The organism is Nocardia sp. NBC_01388, from assembly GCF_045040085.1.
GTDB lineage: Bacteria > Actinomycetota > Actinomycetes > Mycobacteriales > Mycobacteriaceae > Nocardia.
The window spans coordinates 4,271,682-4,288,727 of the sequence record NZ_CP109553.1 but is presented as its reverse complement, the minus strand read 5'-3'; the positions used below and the strand labels follow the sequence as shown (position 1 = coordinate 4,288,727).

The following is a 17,046-nucleotide window of genomic DNA, read 5'->3' as shown; positions in this document are numbered from 1 at the left end:
AACTGGAGGGGTTTCCTCCACTTCTTTTCCGATGTGTGAAACAGCTCTCCGACACGCCGCGAACGAACCTTGTCCCCTGCGCGCAGGAGGGCAGACTTATACAAACGGAGGAGTCTCGCCGTTTAGTCCAGGCAGGAGAGTGGGGTAGCACATGTACCGCGTATTCGAAGCACTCGACGAACTCGTGGCCATCATCGAGGAGGCACGGGGTATCCCGCCGACTCGGAACTGCATCGTGCCGCGTGGTGAGGTGCTCGAACTACTCGACGATGTGCGTGAGGCGCTGCCCGGCGAGCTCGACGACGCCCAGGATGTGCTCGATCACCGCGACAAGATCGTCACCGACGCCCGCAATTCCGCCGATACCACCGTGACCGGCGCGAACGAGCAGGCGCACCTGACCGTCACCGGCGCCCGCGACGAAGCCGATCGCATCCTCTCCGAGGCCAAGGCGCATGCCGATCGCATGGTCGCCGAGGCCCGCGCGCACGCCGAACACCTCGTCGGTTCGGCGGAGGCGGAGGCCGAGCGGGTGGTCACCGAAGGCAATAACGAGTACGAGGCGGTCACCGGCCGGGCTCGTTCCGAAGCCGATCGCATGGTCGCCTCCGGTCAAGCCTCCTACGACCGTTCGGTCGCCGAAGGCAAGGCCGAGCAGGAGCGACTGGTGTCTGCGACCGAGGTGGTGCGGGCCGCGCACGCCGAATCCGCCCGTCTCATCGACGGCGCTACGGCGGACTCCGACCGCCTGCGCACCGAATGTGACGAGTACGTCGACGGCAAGCTGGCCGACTTCGAGGAGACCCTGCACAGCACGCTGCGCATTATCGGCCGCGGCCGCCACCAGGTGCGTTCCGGTACGCCCGTGCAGGATTATGCGGGGGAGTTCCGCCGGTAGGCGGTTTGGGCTGATCGGGAGCGCTTCGGTATTGTTGGGTGGTTGCCCATTCCATACCGAGCGTGAGTGAGTCCCTGATGTCCGCCGAATCCGGTTCCAAGCCGCGTCATCGTCTTACGACGTCCGACGACGTCGGCTTCATGCTGGACACGCGCAGCCTCGGGCGCAAGCCCGGCTCGATGCGTGAGCTGACGCGGACGGTGATCACCGACGAGAAGATCGGCCTCGAAATGGTCGGCATTCCCGCAGGTGCGCAGGTCGAGCTCGATCTCACCATGCAGTCGGTGTCCGAGGGCGTGCTGATCATCGGCACGGTGTCGGCGCCCGTCGAAGGCGAATGCTCGCGCTGCCTGGAACCGTTCACGGACCAGGTCGAGCTGTACCTCACCGAGCTGTTCGCCTACCCGGACAGCAATACCGAGAAGACCACCGAGGAAGACGAGATCCATCGTCTGGTGGACGACATGATCGAACTCGAGCCGGTGGTCATCGACTCCGTCGGGTTGGAACTGTCGCTGCAGCCGGTATGCGAGCCGGACTGTGCGGGATTGTGCCCGGAATGCGGTGTACGGATGGCGATTGCGGGTTCCGGTCATGGTCATGACATACTTGACCCTCGCTGGGCCGGGCTCGCGAATTTGACCGTCGCCGACGACGCAGTCGTCAGTGATACAGCCCCCGGAAGCGGCGCCTCTGGCGCTGCGCCGGACCCATCAACAGATTCTGAACTCACGGGGCACAGTGGCGCCGTGAGTCCGAGGACAGAGGAGAAGTAGTCGTGGCCGTTCCGAAGCGCCGGATGTCCCGTTCCAACACCCACTCGCGCCGGAGCCAGTGGAAGGCCAGTGCGCCTACCCTGATCACCTGCCCGAACCGGGCCTGCGGCCAGGCGACCCTGCCGCACATCGCGTGCCCGTCCTGCGGCACGTACAAGGGCCGCCAGGTCACCGCTGCGGTTTGATTCTCTGATCCAGCCGACCGTGACCGCCAGCAAGGACGCGGCGGAGGTGCCCGCCGTGGGTGACTCCGCCGACCATTCCAGCCTGCTCGAAGCGCTCGGCGTCGGCCTGCGTCCGGACCTGTTGCGCCTCGCGCTCACCCACCGGTCGTATGCCTACGAGAACGGCGGGCTGCCGACCAATGAGCGCCTGGAATTTCTGGGCGACTCCGTGCTCGGCCTGAGCATTACCGAACGTCTATACCTCGAGCATCCCGAAAAATCCGAAGGCGAGTTGGCGAAGCTGCGCGCGAGCGTAGTGAATATGCACGCCCTCGCCGAGGTGGCCCGGGTGCTTGGTCCGGGCGGACTCGGTGTGCACCTGCTGCTCGGTAAGGGCGAAGAGCTCACCGGCGGCCGGGACAAGCCGAGCATCCTTGCCGATGGCATGGAATCACTGCTCGGAGCCGTGCATCTCGAGCACGGCATCGATGTGGCACGCACTGTGGTGCTGACGCTGTTCGCGGCGTTGCTCGAGCGTGGCCCCCGCATGGGCGCCGGGCTCGACTGGAAGACCAGCCTGCAGGAGCTGACCGCCGAACGCGGAATCGGCGTGCCCAGTTACGAAATCACCTCCACCGGGCCCGACCACGACAAGGAGTTCACCGCCACCGCGGTGATCGGTGGGAAGGCGTACGGCCAGGGGGTGGGCCGTTCCAAGAAGGAAGCGGAGCAGAAGGCCGCGGGCGCTGCCTACCAGCAGCTGAACGCCGTCGAGAAGCCTGCCGAAGGTTCGGCGCAGTAAACGCCGATGCCCGAACTTCCCGAAGTCGAAGTCGTCCGACGCGGTCTCACCGAACATGTGGTGGGCCGCGTCGTTCGCGCTGTCACCGTCGCGCATCCGCGCTCGGTGCGACGGCACGAGCCCGGCGGCGCGGATCTCGCCGCCCGCCTCACCGGCCTGCGGGTCGAATCCGCGCAGCGGCGCGGCAAATTCCTGTGGCTCACCTTCGATGAGCCCGATACCTCACTCGTGGTGCACCTGGGTATGAGCGGGCAGATGCTGGTGCAGCCTGCCGACGCTCCCCGGGAGAAGCACGCGCACATCATCGCGACCCTCGATTCCGGGCAGGAATTGCGCTTCATCGATCAGCGGACCTTCGGCGGCTGGCAGTTGGCCGATCTGGTCGAGGTCGAGGGGACGCTGCTGCCGGAACCGGTGGCGCATATCGGCCGCGATCCACTGGATCCGCTGTTCGACGCGGATCGGGTGGTGAAGGCATTGCGCGCCAAGCAGTCCGAGATCAAGCGGGTACTGCTGGATCAGACCATTGTGTCCGGAGTCGGCAATATCTATGCCGACGAGGCGCTGTGGCGGGCCGGAATTCACGGGGAGCGGGTGGCGGCCAAGCTGACTCGCCCCGCCCTGCACGGACTGCTCACCGAGGCCGGGACGGTCATGAGCGAGGCGCTGCGGGCGGGCGGGACCTCGTTCGATGCTCTCTATGTGAACGTGAACGGCCAGTCCGGCTACTTCGAGCGTTCCCTCAACGCCTACGGCCGTGAGCACGAGCCGTGCCGGCGCTGCGGTGCCCCGATGGTGCGGGAGAAGTTCATGAACCGCTCGTCCTTCTCCTGCCCGCGCTGCCAGCCGCGCCCGCGTAGCTGACCGATCGTGCCGCGCAACCTGACAGGCCGCGCCGTCCGTGTGATTCATACCTCCCGCTCTTCGGTCTTGGCTCCCTATGGAACGGTCTGAAGCGCTACCTTTTTGGGAGCGGCACGTGTGGTGCCGGCTGGAGGGACCAATGCGCAAACTGACCTATTACGTCGCGGCCACCATCGACGGGTTCATCGCCACCGAGAACGGTTCGGTGGACTTCTTCCCGGTGGGAGGTGATCACGGTCCCGCGATCGTCGCGCAGTATCCGGAGACCCTGCCCACCAAGGTGCGGGAATCGCTGGGTGTGGACACCAAGCCGAGCATGACCTTCGACACCGTGATCATGGGCCGCAAGACACATGATTTCGGCGTGCGGACCGGCACCTCCAGCCCGTATTCGCATCTGCGGCAGTACGTGGTGTCGCAGACGCTACCGGAGGCCCCCGATCCGGATGTGCAGCTCATCGCCGAGGATCCGCTGGCGCGGGTGCGCGAGCTCAAGCGCGAGAAGGGGCTCGGCATCTGGTTGTGCGGCGGCGGTGAGCTGGCCCAGACCCTGCTGCCGGAGATCGATCAGATCTTCCTGAAGGTCTATCCCATCGTGCTGGGCACGGGCCGCCCGCTGTTCGGTGCGGGCGCCCGGCTGCCCGAGGCCACCCGCTTCCGGGTGCTCACCAGCCGCATCTTCGAGGACGGCGTGGCCTTCCTCAAGTACAGCCGGGTGCGCTAGAGGATCGCGACGGCGACGACCAGGCCGAGGGCGAAGTGGGCGGCGGCCACGATCAGGGAATCGGTGCTGAACTCGGGAGCCTTGAGGACGGCGCCGATATCGATGCCGAGGGCGTATTCGATGACGCGCACCGAGATCACCTGGGCGACAATGCCGACCAGGCCGTAGATGAGGGCCGCGATGAGGCCCTCGGACAGCTTTCCGGCCTGCGCGTAGATGGCCAGCACCACGATGAAGGCCATGCTGAGCATGCCTGCCGAGCTGACGACCACGGCATTGGGCAGGCCCTTGGCGACCATGGCGCGCAGGCTGCCGGGGGTGGTCAGGTCTACCGCGTAGAAGCCGATGAGCATGAGGCCCAGGCCGACCAGGGCGTAGAGGACGATGGCGCCTACGCCTCGGCCCACTGAGCTCCAATATCCCGCTTCGAGCGCCACGGTGGTGATCATCGGGTGGTCCTCCGGAGTTGTCGGGTCAGAACTGCGGAATGCTCTGTCAGGACTGCGGAATACGGTGCGGTACGAAGGTAGAAGTATCGTCGGTGATCAGGCCGACCGTCTCGCGAATGCCGAGTCCGGCGGAGGTGTCGCCGACGATCCAAGCGCCCAGCACCGGCCGCATACCGTCGAATTCCGGTAGCGGGTCCAGCATCTGGTAGACGAAGCCTTCCTCGCCGTAGACGCCGCCGGTGGCGGTTTCCATGCCCGGGCCGACGATGGTCATGTTCGCGCCCTCGCGGCCGAGTTTCGGCTTGCGGATGTATTCGGTGAGCTCGTGCGGGTCATCGAGGTAGGCGGGCAACAGGTTCGGGTGGCCGGGGTACATCTCCCAGAGCACCGCGAGCAGCGCTTTGTTGGAAAGCATTGTCTTCCACAGTGGTTCGATCCACATGGTGCTCGGCAGTGACTGTGTGATGCGCTTGCCGAAGTCGTCGTCGAGCGCCCACTCCCACGGGTACAGCTTGAAGATGGATTCGATGGGCGCCTCCGCCAGATCGACGAAACGTTCCAGCTCCGTATCGAATCCGACCTCCTCGATGGGCAGGGCGATGGTGTCGAAGCCGGCCTCGGCGGCGGTCTCCTGCATATAGGCGGTGGTGACATTGTCCTCACCGCTGCCGTCCGCGCCCGACCAGGTGAAGTGCAGCTGGGTGCTGGGCAGGACGTCGCGCATTTCGCCCCAGCGCTCGACCAGCTTCTCGTGCAGGGAGTTCCACTGATCGTCGTCCGGGTGCAGGTCGGTCAGCCAGTGCCACTGCACAATTGACGCCTCCAGCAGGGAGGTCGGCGTATCGGCGTTGTACTCCAGCAGTTTTGCCGGACCGCGGCCGTCGTAGCGGAGATCGAAGCGGCCGTAGATATGCGGGTCCGAGCGCTTCCAGGAGTTGGTGATGTGCTCCCAACTCCATTGCGGCAGACCGAAATCGGCGAGTCGCTCGGTGAGGATGATGTTGTCGATGGCGTGCAGGCACATGGTGTGCAGGACTTCGACCTGGGCCTCGAGCGCGAGGATCTCGTCCATATCGAACTCGTAGTGCACCGATTCGTCCCAGTAGGGCCGCGGCCGGCCGTTGGTATCGACGCCGGGGGAGCCGTATACCAGCCCCTGGCTCTCGATGATCTGCTTCCAGCCCGGGCGCGGGGCGCTGCGCACACGGCGCACTAGGAACCTCCTCCGTGCAGCTTGGAACCGAGGCCGCCGCGCTGAATCGTGGTGCCGCTCTTGGTCTTTACGTTCGCGCCCTTGGGTATCGTGGTGCTGCCGCCGGTGGGTGCGTAGCCGATCGTCTGGCTGGGGCCGCCGTAGTAGTAGCGGTACTGGTGGCCGGCCAGGAAGAAAAGGCCCGCGGTGCCGAGCCCGCTGCCGCCGCGGCTGGGATCCTGCGCGTCCTGGCAGTACTGATCGGGGACGACGATTTCCTGATTGTCCTGGGTGGCGGTGATCGTCTGGTTCGGGCCGATGGGCACGGTCTCGCCGTTCTTGGCGACCACCGTGCAGGACGCTGTCACATCAGGGGTGGTGATGGCGTCGTAGGCCAGGTACCCGCCGCCCACGAGCGCCGCGACACCGACCACGGCCGCGCCGCCGAGCAGTACCTTCTTGCGCCTCTTGAGTTTGCCTTCGGCGGCGTCGATCTCCGCCTGGGCCTGTTCCTCGGCGCGTTTGCGGGCCTTATCGCGGGCCCGGGCCTCGGCTACCGTCGGCGGTCGCGGCTGGGTGATTCCGGCTTCCTGCGACTGCATGGTGCCGTGCCGGGGTGCCTCGGAGGCGCCCGGAAGCTGGGACGCGTCGAATTCGACTGTCGGGCCCGGGAGATCGAGCGTCGGGTTCGAGACCGGTGGCGGGTAGACCGGCACGCCGGGAAGCGGGTAGTTGCCCCACTGCGGATCCGGCCCCGGCGGAATCTCGGAACCCGGCACGGCGGTGCCGGATTCGCCGGGTATCGGCTCGGTGGGGTGCGAATCACCCGAGGGCGGGCTGGGGCGGTGGTCGGGGTCCTCAGGGGTGCCGCCGAGACGTTCAATGGCCAACGATGGACTCCTCGGACTCGCCGAACTCTGTTCGCCTCAGCGACTCTATGCACCGCCACGACTCGGTGCTGGTCAATAGCGACCGGGTGCGCGTCAACGCTCTTCGAATCCGATTATGCCTCCCAGCGCGGGCCCCCAGTCCTCTACGACGAGGTTGACCCGGCCCGGTGTGTCGCCGGAGCGCAGCAGGGTGAGCAGCGTGTCGCAATTCTCGCGCGGTCCCTCGGCGATCACGTGCACGCGGCCGTCCCGATGATTGCGGGCGTACCCGGTCAGGCCCAGTTCCAGGGCGCGTGACCGAGTCCACCAGCGGAACCCGACACCTTGCACCTGGCCGTGCACCCAGGCGCTGAGCCGGACCGGGGTTGCCGTCATTCGTCTACGCGGAAGGTCAGATTGACGGTGGTGCCCGCCTTGAGCGTGCGGCCGACGGTGCAGACCTTGTCGATGGCGCGCTGCGCGGCGACCAGCATGCGCTGCCGGGTCTCCTCGTCGAGTTCGCTGAGGTCCAGCTCGAAGGACTCGTTGAGCTCCGGATAGGTCTCGTTCTCGCGATCGGCGTCGCCGGAGACGCGCACGGTCGAATCGAAGTTGTCGCCGAGCTTGCGCGAGAGGGTGAAATCGGCGCTCAAACCAGTGCATCCGGCGAGCGCGATCTTCAGCAGCTCGCCCGGGGTGAAGGCGCCGGGCACTCCCGCAGAGGCGATGAGCACTTCGCCGCCACGATTATTGCGACCGGTGTAGGCCCGGGTCCCGGTGCGCTCGGCCCACAGTTCGACCGGTTCGGCGGCCTGGGCGGGTGCGGCGGTCTGCGGTGCGGCGGTCTGTTCGGACATGCCTAGATCCTCGCATTCGTTCTCGGTTCACTACCGTTCGGTTCGGAACGCCCGGGAGGTCAGCGGAATTCCGACACCGGTTCCAGGCTCGCCGCGAGCTCCGGTGTGACGGATCTCAATCCGCCGTCGGCAATGTATGAGGCCAGCGCGAGGGCGTCCGGTGCGGGTGGGTAGCGCGGGTGCGGGACGGCGATGACCGTCATGCCCGCCGCGTAGGCCGCGCGTAGGCCGTTGCTGGAATCCTCGATGGCCACGCACTGCCCGGGCGGTATGCCGAGCCCGGCTGCGGCCGCGAGGTAACCGTCGGGTGCGGGCTTGCCACGCTCGACCTCCTCGGTCGAGACGGTGGTGCGGAACAGATCGGCCACGCCCATATGGTCCAGGACCACATCGATCAGCCGGCGCGGCGAGGAACTGGCCAGGCCGAGCGTGAACTGTCCGGCAAAGCGGCGCACGGTCTCCGCGGCATCGGGCATCAGCGGCAGATGATCGGCATAGCGGGCAGCCATCCGCGAGATGACATCCTCGGCCACCTGCTCTGGCGTGCGCCGCCCGTCGAGCAGGTCCTCGCTGGTGTAAATCGACCACTCAGAGGTGCTCATCCCCATGAACCGATCTTGGGTATCGGCCAGCCAGCGACCGTCCATCTCCCCGATGTACTCACGCCGCACCTCCTCCCAAATGGGTTCGGTGTCGATGAGTACGCCATCCATATCGAAAATGACTGCCTTGGTGGACATGGTCTACATGGTCATCCATGGGCGATCGGGAGGCTGCTCCGGGCCTGATGTTCGGGGCCGGGGCATGAGGGGGAAGGGACAGAGACAAAGAGGCCTGGACAAGAAGAACGAAAACGAAAAGCGACAGAACGGAAAGCGGCGAAATGTGAAGACCGTATATTCTGAATAGCCTTATATCACAATGGAATTCGCCTTTCCGGGTCTGTTTTCCGGGAGTAGAATAGAGGCATGGAATCAGGGGGAGAATCCGCAATCGCGACCGGTGCAGCCGCACTGGCCGCTGCGGTCGAATCTCTCACTGCTCTGCCGTTGATTCCGTTGCCGGACACCGACATTGTGGCGTTGATGCAGCAGATCGAGACCTGCACTCGCCGGTTGGCGTCGGTGCAACGGGATCTGATCGTGCAAGCCTGCGCGCGGTCGTTGCCCGCTCTCAACGGTTCGGGTAGCCCGGCGTTGTATTTGCAATCGGTGCTGCATATTTCGCACGGGGATGCGATCAACCGGTGGCGTGCCGCGGAGGATCTCGCGGTGTGGCATCGCGTCGGTGACGACGCGGACGCGGATCCGGTGCCGGTCCTGCCGAACGCGGCCCAAGCCTTGGACGAGGGGGCGATCTCCCTCGATCACGTGCGGGTCATCCGGCAGGTCATGAACCGGTTGCCCGGCAAGGTTCCTGCTGAGGCTCGCGCCTACGCCGAACAACAACTCGCCCGGCAGGCTCGTGCTCTGGACCCGACACACCTGCCGCGTATCGGGGAGATGATCCTCGGTTTCCTGGACCCGGACGGCAAACTCACCGAGGACGCCGACCGGCAGAACCAGCGCAGTGCGGTTCTGAGCCCGCAACGCTACGACCTGATGTCCACCCTCACCGTCGAGCTCACCCCCGATGCCCGTGCGGCATTCGATGCTGTCATGGCCAAGCTGGCCCGTCCCGGTATGTGCAACCCGGCGGACAAGGAAAGCCCGTGGGCCGAGGATGAGGACAACCCGGTGCCCCGGGATGTGCTGGAGGCGTGCGCGGCCCGTGACGAGCGCAGCAAGGCCCAACGCCAGCACGATGCGTTGCTGGCGGTGTTGCACCCGGATTTCAACCCCGCCAAGCTGGGATCGCATCGTGGGTTGCCGGTCGCGACGATCATGACCATGAGCATCGAGGATGTCGAACACGCTGCGGGGGTGGCGACTTTGGCCACCGGTGGGCAGGTCCCGGTCGAGAACGCCCTTCGGTTGATGGCCCGCCACTGCAAGACGTTCGTGCTCGTGAAGGACAAGAACGGGATGCCGTTGCATATCGGGGAAATCCGGTTGGCGAACCCGGCGCAACGGTTGGCGTTGATCGCCACCGAACGCGGGTGCACCCGCCCGGGGTGCTCGGCTCCGGCGAGTATGGCCGCGGCCCATCATGTGACCGAGTTCAGCAAGGGCGGCCCGACCGATATCGAGAACCTGACCTTGGCGTGTGATCAGTGCCACGGCCTGGTCAAAGACGGGCCACGCGGGTGGAAAACGATCAAACTCGGTGCGGATTCGGACTTTCCGGGCCGGACCGCGTGGATCGCCCCGGCGCATGTGGACCCGACCCGAACTCCGCAGGTCAATCACCTGCATCACCCGGGGGAGTTGTTGACCGAGGTTCCGCCGTCGGTGCGGCCTCGCAGGGTGTGTCGTGCCTCGGGATTGTCGCCGGTGCGGTACCGGGTGCTCGGCCGGGCCGTCACACCCCTACCGCGACAATAGGTTCCCCCGCCTCTGGTGTCACCGGCAGGTTGTTCCTGTCGGTGCTGGAGGTCGTTGCCGCATCGGCTTTCGGGCCGGTTCGCTCGCCGAACAATGACAACCCCACCGCGACAACAGGTTTCCCCGCCCCGGACGGGTACCCGCAGGGCGGCAACACCACCGAGGGCCACCACCGAATCTGCCCGCCCACCACGCCACCACGCCACCACGCCAGACCGCGAGTCTTCCCTGCCCCTGCCCCTGCCCCTGCCCCTGCCCCTGCCCCTGCCCGCTGCCCCTGCCGCTGCCGCTGCCCGCTGCCGCTGCCCGCTGCCGCTGCCCGCTGCCGCTGCCCGCTGCCGCTGCCGCTGCCGCTGCCGCTGCCGCTGCCGCTGCCGCTGCCGCTGCCGCTGCCGCTGTCGGCCTGATCCCGCTCCTGCTGTAGGCCGTTGCCCGGCGTGGCCTTCCGGGTTCTGTTCTTCGATCCCTTGTTTCCAGGCGTCCTTGTCTTTCGGCTCTTGTCTTTTCGTGTTGTGTCTGTGAAACCGGACCACAGCCAGTCGACCCCGCTGGTACCGCAGGTATCTCCTCGGCCCGGAAGGTCAACCGGGTACCCCACCCCGGCGTCACCAGCACGGCCATCTCGGGCCCTGCCCGCACCCAGAAACCCACCACCGCCCCTCGGCGCAAGCAACCCAGGTGCACCGGCCTACCTCGGCCTCGAATCCCCCCGAAGCAGGCACTGCACAGGCCCTCTCTCCGACCGCACAGCAGGTGCCTACGCGGCATAGACCTGATAACCGTTGTGCCGCTGAGAGACCCGCCGTTCCGTCCATGGCGGCCGATGGTTTCTATGCCGAAACCGTCGGTGCACCTGGGTTTCTTGCCTCTCGGGCAGGGTTGGTCAGCAGGGGGTGCGGGCAAAGCCCGAGATGGCCGTGCCGGGCACGTAGGCAGGGGTACCCGGTTGACCTCCCGCAGTTAGGACGAGTACCTGCGGTACCGGCCGGGTCGACCGGCTGTGGTCCCGTTCTCGAGAACAAAACACAAAAGAGCAAGACTCGGAGTCCGGGGAGGTGAAGGTGAAGGCTCGGAGGTCGGGGGAAGGGGCTGAGGGGTGGGGGTGTCCACTGAATGGGATTGGTGGTGGGTATGGGCTCGGGGTGGGTGGGGGCGAGTTAGCGTCCGAAGGGAAGTCGGATACTTGCCAGTGAATGCCGAGGTGTGCTGTGGGCGTGGATATCTACGATCCGGAGCTGTATGTGGGTGGGCCTATCCACGAGCTGTTTGCGAAGTTGCGGGGGACGCAGCCGGTGTACTGGCAGGAGATGCCGGGGGAGCCTGGGTATTGGGCGGTGCTCAAGCATGCGGATGTTGCTTATGTGGCGCGGAATCCGCAGTTGTTCTCGGCTGAGGTCGGGGGTGTGATTCTGGAGGATCAGCCTGCTGAGCGGCTGGAGCAGACTCGGAATATGTTGCTGATGATGGATCCGCCGCGGCATACCGAGTACCGCAGGCCGCTGGCCGAGCATTTCAAGGCGCGGGTGATCGGGGAGCTGGAGGGGCGGGTTCGGGAGTTGACTCGGCAACTGCTCGAAAGTGTCGACGGGGACGTCGAATTCGTACACGACGTGGCGGGGGTGCTGCCCAGTCAGGTGGTCGGCGGGCTGTTCGGGATTCCTGCTGCCGACTGGCCGGATATCCGGCACTGGGCGGAACAGTCCACCAGTCAGCAGGATCCGGAGCTCGTGGGTGATTTCGATGTCACGGCCGAGCTGACCAAGATGGCCATCTACGCCATCCAGTTCTCCATGGCACGGCGTGAGCAGGAACCGAAGGAGGATCTGACCTCGCTCATTCTGGCGGGTGAGTTCGGCGGAAAAGCTATGTCGGACATCGAGTTCGGCAGCTTCTTCACGCAGCTGGTCACCGCGGGCAATGACACCACCAAGACCATGCTGTCGGCGGGATTGCAACTGCTGCTGGAGCATCCGGAGCAGTTGCGGGCGCTGCGCGAGGATCCGGCGCTGATTCCCGGTGCGGTGGAGGAGATCCTGCGCTATGCCAATCCGCTGCACTACTTCCGGCGCACCGCCACCGCCGATACCGAGATCCGGGGCGTTCCGATCAAGGCCGGGGACAAGGTGGCCATGTGGTACACCTCGGCCAATCGTGACGAGGAAGTGTTCGCCGATTCCCAGCGGTTCGATATTCGCCGGAATCCGAACCCGCACTTATCCTTCGGGCTCGCCCAGCACTTCTGCCTCGGTGTGCATCTGGCGCGGATGGAAGGCCGGGTGTTCTTCGAGGAACTGCTCGCCCGCTTCCCGGATATCGAGCAGATCGGCCCGGCGCGGCGGATCCGCTCCAACCTCAACAATGGCCTGAAGTCGTTGCCGATCCGCCTGTCGCGCTGACTCAGACCTGGAAGCGGTACCCCATACCGGCCTCGGTGAGCAGGTGTTTGGGCTGTGACGGGTCATCCTCGAGCTTGCGCCGCAATTGCGCGAGATACACTCGCAGGTAATGGGTTTCGGTCGCGTAGGACGGTCCCCATACCTCGCGCAGCAGTTCGCGGCGGCCGACGAGTTTGCCCTTGTTGCGCACCAGCATTTCCAGCATGCCCCACTCGGTGGGGGTGAGGTGCACGTCGTGGCCGTGCTTGGTGACCTTCTTGGCGCTCAGATCGACTGTGAACGAAGAGGTTTCGATCACCGGCTCGGAAGTGTCCGCGGTGGAGGACGAGCGGCGCACCGCGGCGCGCAACCGGGCCAGCAGCTCGTCCATGCCGAACGGCTTGGTGACGTAATCGTCCGCGCCCGCGTCCAGGGCTTCGACCTTGTCCGAGGAATCGGTGCGGGCCGACAGCACGATCACCGGCGCGGTCGACCACCCGCGCAGTCCGGCCAGCACCTCGATGCCGTCCATATCGGGCAGGCCGAGGTCGAGCACAACCACATCCGGGTGTTTCTCGGCGGCCGCGCGCAGGGCCGCGGCCCCGGTGGACGCGGTGGTCACCTCATAGCCTCGGACCGACAGGTTGATGCGCAGGGCGCGCAGAATCTGTGGTTCGTCATCGACCACCAGGACTTTGGTCGGCGCCGGTGCCGGCTTCGTCACCCGATCTCCTGTTCCTCGCAAGGCTGCGACTCGTCGCACGCTTGTAGTTCGATCACCATTGTCAGCCCGCCGCCGGGGGTGGCTTCGGCGTGCACGGTGCCGCCCATGGCATCCACGAAGCCGCGGACCACCGACAGCCCGAGTCCGACGCCGGTGGAATTATCGCGGTCGCCGAGCCGCTGGAACGGCTCGAACAGCTGATCCTCCATACCGGTCGGCACACCGGGACCGGCATCGACGACCGTGACGGCGACGCGCTTACCGGTCGGCTCGGCCGTCACGCGCACGGGCGTGTCGCTGGGGGAGTACCGCACCGCATTGTCGATCAGATTGGCGAGCACGCGTTCCAGCAGTCCGGTGTCGGCCAGCACCGAGACCGTGCCCACCTCCACCTTCACCCGGTTCATGGCGGTGCGCCGCAGGCCGCGGGTGCCCATGCTCATGAGTGCGTGGTGCACCACCTCGTCGAGGTAGACGCGGCGCATCTGGGGCTTGATCACCCCGACCGCGAGCCGTGAGGAGTCGAGCAGATTGCCGACGAGCGCGGTGAGCTGATCCACCGATTCCTCGATGGTCTCCAGCAATTCGGCGGTGTCCTCGGGGGAGAACTCCACATCATTGCTGCGCAGGCTGGACACCGACGCCTTGGCCGCCGCCAACGGGGTGCGCAGATCGTGGCTCACCGCGGACAGCAGCGCGCGGCGCAGCTTATCGGTCTCCACCACCGCCTGCGCGGAGCTCGCCTCCTCCTGCAGCTGCTTCTGATGCACCAGTCCCGCAGCCTGATTGGCGACGGCGCCGAGCACCAGGCGGTCGCCGGCGGTCACCGAGCGGCCACTGAGCAGCAGCCAGTGCATGTCATCGCCCGCCTCCAGCGCGGTTTCGGCATCGATGACCCGTAGCGGCGGATTCTCGCCCACCGAGGAGACCACGCCGTCATCGGTGACGAGGCTGACCGCGTCCTGGTTGTAGGTCTCGCGCGCTCGCTCCAGCAGATCCTGCAGATCCGCGCCGCTGAGCACCGAGCCCGCGAACAGGGCGAGCAGCTCGGCCTGCCGGGATGCCTTGCGCGCCTCGCGCGTTCGTTTGGCCGCCACATCCACCAGGGCCGCCACCGCGACCGCCACCAGCAGCATCACCACGATGGTGAGGAAATTGTCGAGCTCGGCAATGGTGAGGCTGTAGCGGGGCGCGGTGAAATACCAGTTGAGCAGCAGGCCGCCCAGCAGCGCCGACAGCGCCGCCGGAGCCACACCACCGAACAGGGCGACGGCGATGACGCCGATGAAGAACAGCGCGCTCTCGCCGCCGAGGTCCAGCCAGCGATCGAGCCAGAAGTACGTCACCGTGCAGATCAGCGACGGCACCAGCACCGCGGCGGCCCAGGAGCCGAGACTGCGTTCCCGGCGCGTCAGCGACGACCAGCGGAAGCCGCGATTGGATTCCTCGTGAGTGACCATGTGCACGTCGATCTTTCCCGACTGCTGCACCACATTGGCGCCGATGCCCTCATCGAGCATGCGGGCCCAGCGGGAGCGCCGCGAGGTGCCCAGCACCAGCTGGGTCGCGTTCACCTGTCGTGCGAAATCCAGGAGCGCCGTGGGCACATCCTCTCCGGTAACGGTGTGCAGGCTGGCGCCCAGACCGGTCGCCAGCTCACGTAGTCGCGTCAATCGCTGTGCCGATACCCCGGCCAGGCCGTCACCGCGCACGACGTGCACCACGATCAGCTCGGCGCTGGATTTGGCGGCGATGCGGCTGGCGCGGCGCAGGATGGTCTCCGATTCGGCGCCACCGGTGACGGCCACCACCAGGCGTTCGCGCGCCTCCCAGGTGGCCGTGATCTTGTGGTCCGCACGGTATTTCGCGAGCGCGGAGTCCACCTGGTCGGCCAGCCACAGCAGCGCCAGTTCGCGCAGCGCGGTCAGATTGCCGGGCCGGAAGTAATTGCGCAGTGCGGCATCCACTTTTTCGGCGGCGTAGACATTGCCGTGAGACATCCTGCGGCGCAGTGCTTCCGGCGTGATGTCCACCAGCTCGACCTGATCCGCGGAGCGAACGACCCAGTCCGGCACGGTTTCTCGCTGCACGATCCCGGTGATCTGCTCGACCACGTCGTTGAGACTCTCCAGATGCTGCACATTGACCGTCGAGACCACATCGATCCCGGCCTCGAGCAGTTCCTGCACATCCTGCCAGCGCTTCTCGTTCTTGCTTCCGGTCACATTGGTGTGCGCCAGCTCGTCCACGAGCACCACGGCCGGGCGGCGTCGCAGCACCGCTTCGACATCCAGTTCCGGCATGGTGGTCCCGCGATACTCGATCATCCGGGGTGGGATGCGCTCGATACCGGCCAGCATTTCCGCGGTCTTGGATCGTCCGTGCGTCTCGACGACGGCCGCGACGACATCGCGCCCGCGTTCGAGCCTGCGGTGCGCCTCCGACAGCATGGCGAAGGTCTTGCCGACGCCAGGGGCTGCACCCAGATAGATCCGTAGTTGGCCGCGTTTCACTCGTTCATCATTGCGTGCCGCGCGCGTAGCTCGGGCTCGCCCGCGCGGACGGGAGTGCGAGCGGGCACGGAATTGGCGAGCACCCGCAGGCACAGCGCGGCACCCAGGAACCCGAATATCACCATCAGGCTCACGGCGAGATGCGGCACGGTCGTCTCCTTGTTCAGGCGGATCGGTGGTCCCGCCGAACAGCCGGTCGGGTCCCTTTTGTTTACCGCTGACCTGGTTCGATAGCTCGGTACTGACGGTTTCTTTACGGATCCCCAGCCGATGTTGACGGCATGTGAGCGCCCGGTTCCGGAATGCTGCGCCTAGACCGAAGTGGATGCGGGGATTTCCGCTTTCCGGTCGGCCCAATTCTCGGGTGCGGTACCGAATGTGTTGTGCGCGTTGGTGATCACAGTCTTACCCAGCGCGTGGTTGCCGACACCACCGATGACCGCGCCGATTCCGGCGGGCAGCGTCTTACCGAACATGAGGACACCGCGCTTGACGATGAACCCGCCGATGAACCGTTTCGCCATGGCATTGTCGATATTGCGGACGACGGGAAGTTTGTCGGCCACCACGGTGGCCCAGTCCCGGGCCGATTGGCTGGCGCTCTTGCCGAGCATTTCCGAACCCGCCTCGCCGAGAACGACACCGGCGATGAGCGTGCGCCGCTGCTTCGGCGGCAGCGACTCCATACCGTGCACCGCGCTCATCGACGCCGCGTACAGCGCGGACGCCTCCAGGAAGAACACCGATTCGACGCCGCTGACCGCCAATCCGATCAGCGTGCCCACGCCGGGAACCGCGGCGCTCAGACCCGCGACCGTGCCGCTGACGGTGACGATGGTCAGGTATCGCCATTCCAGGCCGTGCGTAATGTCCTCGGGCGAACGGCCGGGGTGCTTGCGCCGCAGCCTGCCCACATACTTCGCCGCCAGCGGGGCCTGTATGCCCGTCCCACCGCGGATCACCATTTCCACGGACTTCTGCAGCGCACGTTCGAACATTGTGGCATCCCCTTCTTGTCGGCCTGCCCGAGATTACGGACGGCGTGCAGCGGTTCGGCGGTCCGACACGAGGATTCGCCGACCCGTTACGCCGGATACCCCGGCTGCCGTATCTGAACCCGTCACCTGGATCAACTAGGTAATGCCTGGCCCTGACGCCTTCTTTACGGCATTGCGGCGGATGTTGACGGAGCGCGTTCGATACTCCGGGAACCTCTGTAAGCGGAACGTCAATGCGTCGGTTTGCGACGCTAAGAGAGCGTAAAGGCCCTCGAAATCGAACCGAACGAGCGTTTGACTCACTCCCGTCGCATCTGAGGTGCGGCGTGTAGAGAGAGGTTTCGAAGAGATGTCCGTC

The 17,046-nt window shown here is 66.0% G+C and carries 19 protein-coding genes; 9 read left to right on the top strand and 10 right to left on the bottom strand.

Annotation, left to right across the window (positions count from 1 at the left end; genetic code table 11):
- The first annotated feature begins 151 nt into the window (after window positions 1–151).
- The 6 genes from OG716_RS21190 (at window position 152) to OG716_RS21165 (ending at window position 4,228) form a co-directional block, all read left to right on the top strand.
- Window positions 152–898 (top strand): DivIVA domain-containing protein, encoded by a 747-nt coding sequence (locus tag OG716_RS21190; RefSeq protein ID WP_405139208.1) that lies wholly within the window; start codon window positions 152–154, stop codon window positions 896–898.
- 77 nt (window positions 899–975) lie between these two features.
- Window positions 976–1,674 carry a YceD family protein gene (locus OG716_RS21185; protein WP_405139816.1) on the top strand — a complete coding sequence of 233 codons (699 nt, stop codon included), beginning with the start codon at window positions 976–978 and terminating at the stop codon, window positions 1,672–1,674.
- Window positions 1,675–1,676: 2 nt separating this feature from the next.
- Entirely contained in the window at window positions 1,677–1,859 is a 183-nt protein-coding gene (gene rpmF, locus OG716_RS21180) for a 50S ribosomal protein L32 (protein WP_297611186.1), read from the top strand.
- A 19-nt stretch (window positions 1,860–1,878) separates the two neighbouring features.
- Window positions 1,879–2,640: a ribonuclease III gene (gene rnc / locus OG716_RS21175; protein ID WP_355123781.1), complete on the top strand. Its 762-nt coding sequence runs from the start codon at window positions 1,879–1,881 to the stop codon at window positions 2,638–2,640.
- 6 nt (window positions 2,641–2,646) lie between these two features.
- Window positions 2,647–3,504 (top strand): bifunctional DNA-formamidopyrimidine glycosylase/DNA-(apurinic or apyrimidinic site) lyase, encoded by an 858-nt coding sequence (gene mutM / locus OG716_RS21170; protein ID WP_405139205.1) that lies wholly within the window; start codon window positions 2,647–2,649, stop codon window positions 3,502–3,504.
- 139 nt (window positions 3,505–3,643) lie between these two features.
- Window positions 3,644–4,228: a dihydrofolate reductase family protein gene (locus tag OG716_RS21165; protein ID WP_355123785.1), complete on the top strand. Its 585-nt coding sequence runs from the start codon at window positions 3,644–3,646 to the stop codon at window positions 4,226–4,228.
- Here the strand turns inward: OG716_RS21165 and OG716_RS21160 are convergent.
- From OG716_RS21160 to OG716_RS21135, 6 genes are all read right to left on the bottom strand, one after another.
- The gene (locus OG716_RS21160; protein WP_355123865.1) at window positions 4,225–4,674 is read right to left on the bottom strand and encodes a DUF350 domain-containing protein; all 450 of its coding nucleotides are present in this window, start codon (window positions 4,672–4,674) and stop codon (window positions 4,225–4,227) included. The genes OG716_RS21165 and OG716_RS21160 overlap by 4 nt on opposite strands.
- A gap of 49 nt (window positions 4,675–4,723) precedes the next feature.
- Entirely contained in the window at window positions 4,724–5,890 is a 1,167-nt protein-coding gene (locus OG716_RS21155; protein WP_405139203.1) for a glutathionylspermidine synthase family protein, read from the bottom strand.
- The gene (locus OG716_RS21150; protein WP_405139201.1) at window positions 5,890–6,759 is read right to left on the bottom strand and encodes a hypothetical protein; all 870 of its coding nucleotides are present in this window, start codon (window positions 6,757–6,759) and stop codon (window positions 5,890–5,892) included. The genes OG716_RS21155 and OG716_RS21150 overlap by 1 nt, the downstream gene beginning before the upstream one ends.
- Window positions 6,760–6,852: 93 nt before the next feature.
- The gene (locus OG716_RS21145; RefSeq protein ID WP_355123791.1) at window positions 6,853–7,134 is read right to left on the bottom strand and encodes an acylphosphatase; all 282 of its coding nucleotides are present in this window, start codon (window positions 7,132–7,134) and stop codon (window positions 6,853–6,855) included.
- Window positions 7,131–7,595 carry an OsmC family protein gene (locus tag OG716_RS21140; RefSeq protein WP_327144755.1) on the bottom strand — a complete coding sequence of 155 codons (465 nt, stop codon included), beginning with the start codon at window positions 7,593–7,595 and terminating at the stop codon, window positions 7,131–7,133. Before OG716_RS21140 ends, OG716_RS21145 begins: the two co-directional genes overlap by 4 nt.
- A 59-nt stretch (window positions 7,596–7,654) precedes the next feature.
- Window positions 7,655–8,335, bottom strand: a complete 681-nt coding sequence (locus OG716_RS21135) for an HAD family hydrolase (protein ID WP_405139198.1) — start codon at window positions 8,333–8,335, stop codon at window positions 7,655–7,657.
- A 228-nt stretch (window positions 8,336–8,563) separates the two neighbouring features.
- Between OG716_RS21135 and OG716_RS21130 the strand changes: the two genes are divergently transcribed.
- From OG716_RS21130 to OG716_RS21120, 3 genes are all read left to right on the top strand, one after another.
- Entirely contained in the window at window positions 8,564–10,078 is a 1,515-nt protein-coding gene (locus OG716_RS21130) for a DUF222 domain-containing protein (RefSeq protein WP_405139196.1), read from the top strand.
- 41 nt (window positions 10,079–10,119) lie between these two features.
- Window positions 10,120–10,485 carry a hypothetical protein gene (locus tag OG716_RS21125; protein WP_405139194.1) on the top strand — a complete coding sequence of 122 codons (366 nt, stop codon included), beginning with the start codon at window positions 10,120–10,122 and terminating at the stop codon, window positions 10,483–10,485.
- Window positions 10,486–11,292: 807 nt separating this feature from the next.
- Complete coding sequence (locus OG716_RS21120; RefSeq protein ID WP_405139193.1) at window positions 11,293–12,474, top strand: cytochrome P450; 1,182 nt, start codon at window positions 11,293–11,295, stop codon at window positions 12,472–12,474.
- Between the two features lies 1 nt (window position 12,475).
- Here the strand turns inward: OG716_RS21120 and OG716_RS21115 are convergent, their stop codons facing one another.
- The 4 genes from OG716_RS21115 to OG716_RS21100 all read right to left on the bottom strand — a co-directional run bounded on the left by OG716_RS21115 (window position 12,476) and on the right by OG716_RS21100 (window position 16,688).
- A complete protein-coding gene (locus OG716_RS21115; protein ID WP_355129999.1) occupies window positions 12,476–13,177 on the bottom strand; it encodes a response regulator in 702 nt (233 codons plus the stop codon).
- Window positions 13,174–15,690 carry an ATP-binding protein gene (locus OG716_RS21110; RefSeq protein WP_405139192.1) on the bottom strand — a complete coding sequence of 839 codons (2,517 nt, stop codon included), beginning with the start codon at window positions 15,688–15,690 and terminating at the stop codon, window positions 13,174–13,176. The genes OG716_RS21115 and OG716_RS21110 overlap by 4 nt, the downstream gene beginning before the upstream one ends.
- Window positions 15,687–15,839 (bottom strand): hypothetical protein, encoded by a 153-nt coding sequence (locus tag OG716_RS21105; protein WP_405139191.1) that lies wholly within the window; start codon window positions 15,837–15,839, stop codon window positions 15,687–15,689. The genes OG716_RS21110 and OG716_RS21105 overlap by 4 nt, the downstream gene beginning before the upstream one ends.
- 162 nt (window positions 15,840–16,001) lie before the next feature.
- Entirely contained in the window at window positions 16,002–16,688 is a 687-nt protein-coding gene (locus OG716_RS21100) for a hypothetical protein (protein ID WP_405139190.1), read from the bottom strand.
- Between the last annotated feature and the right edge of the window lie 358 nt (window positions 16,689–17,046).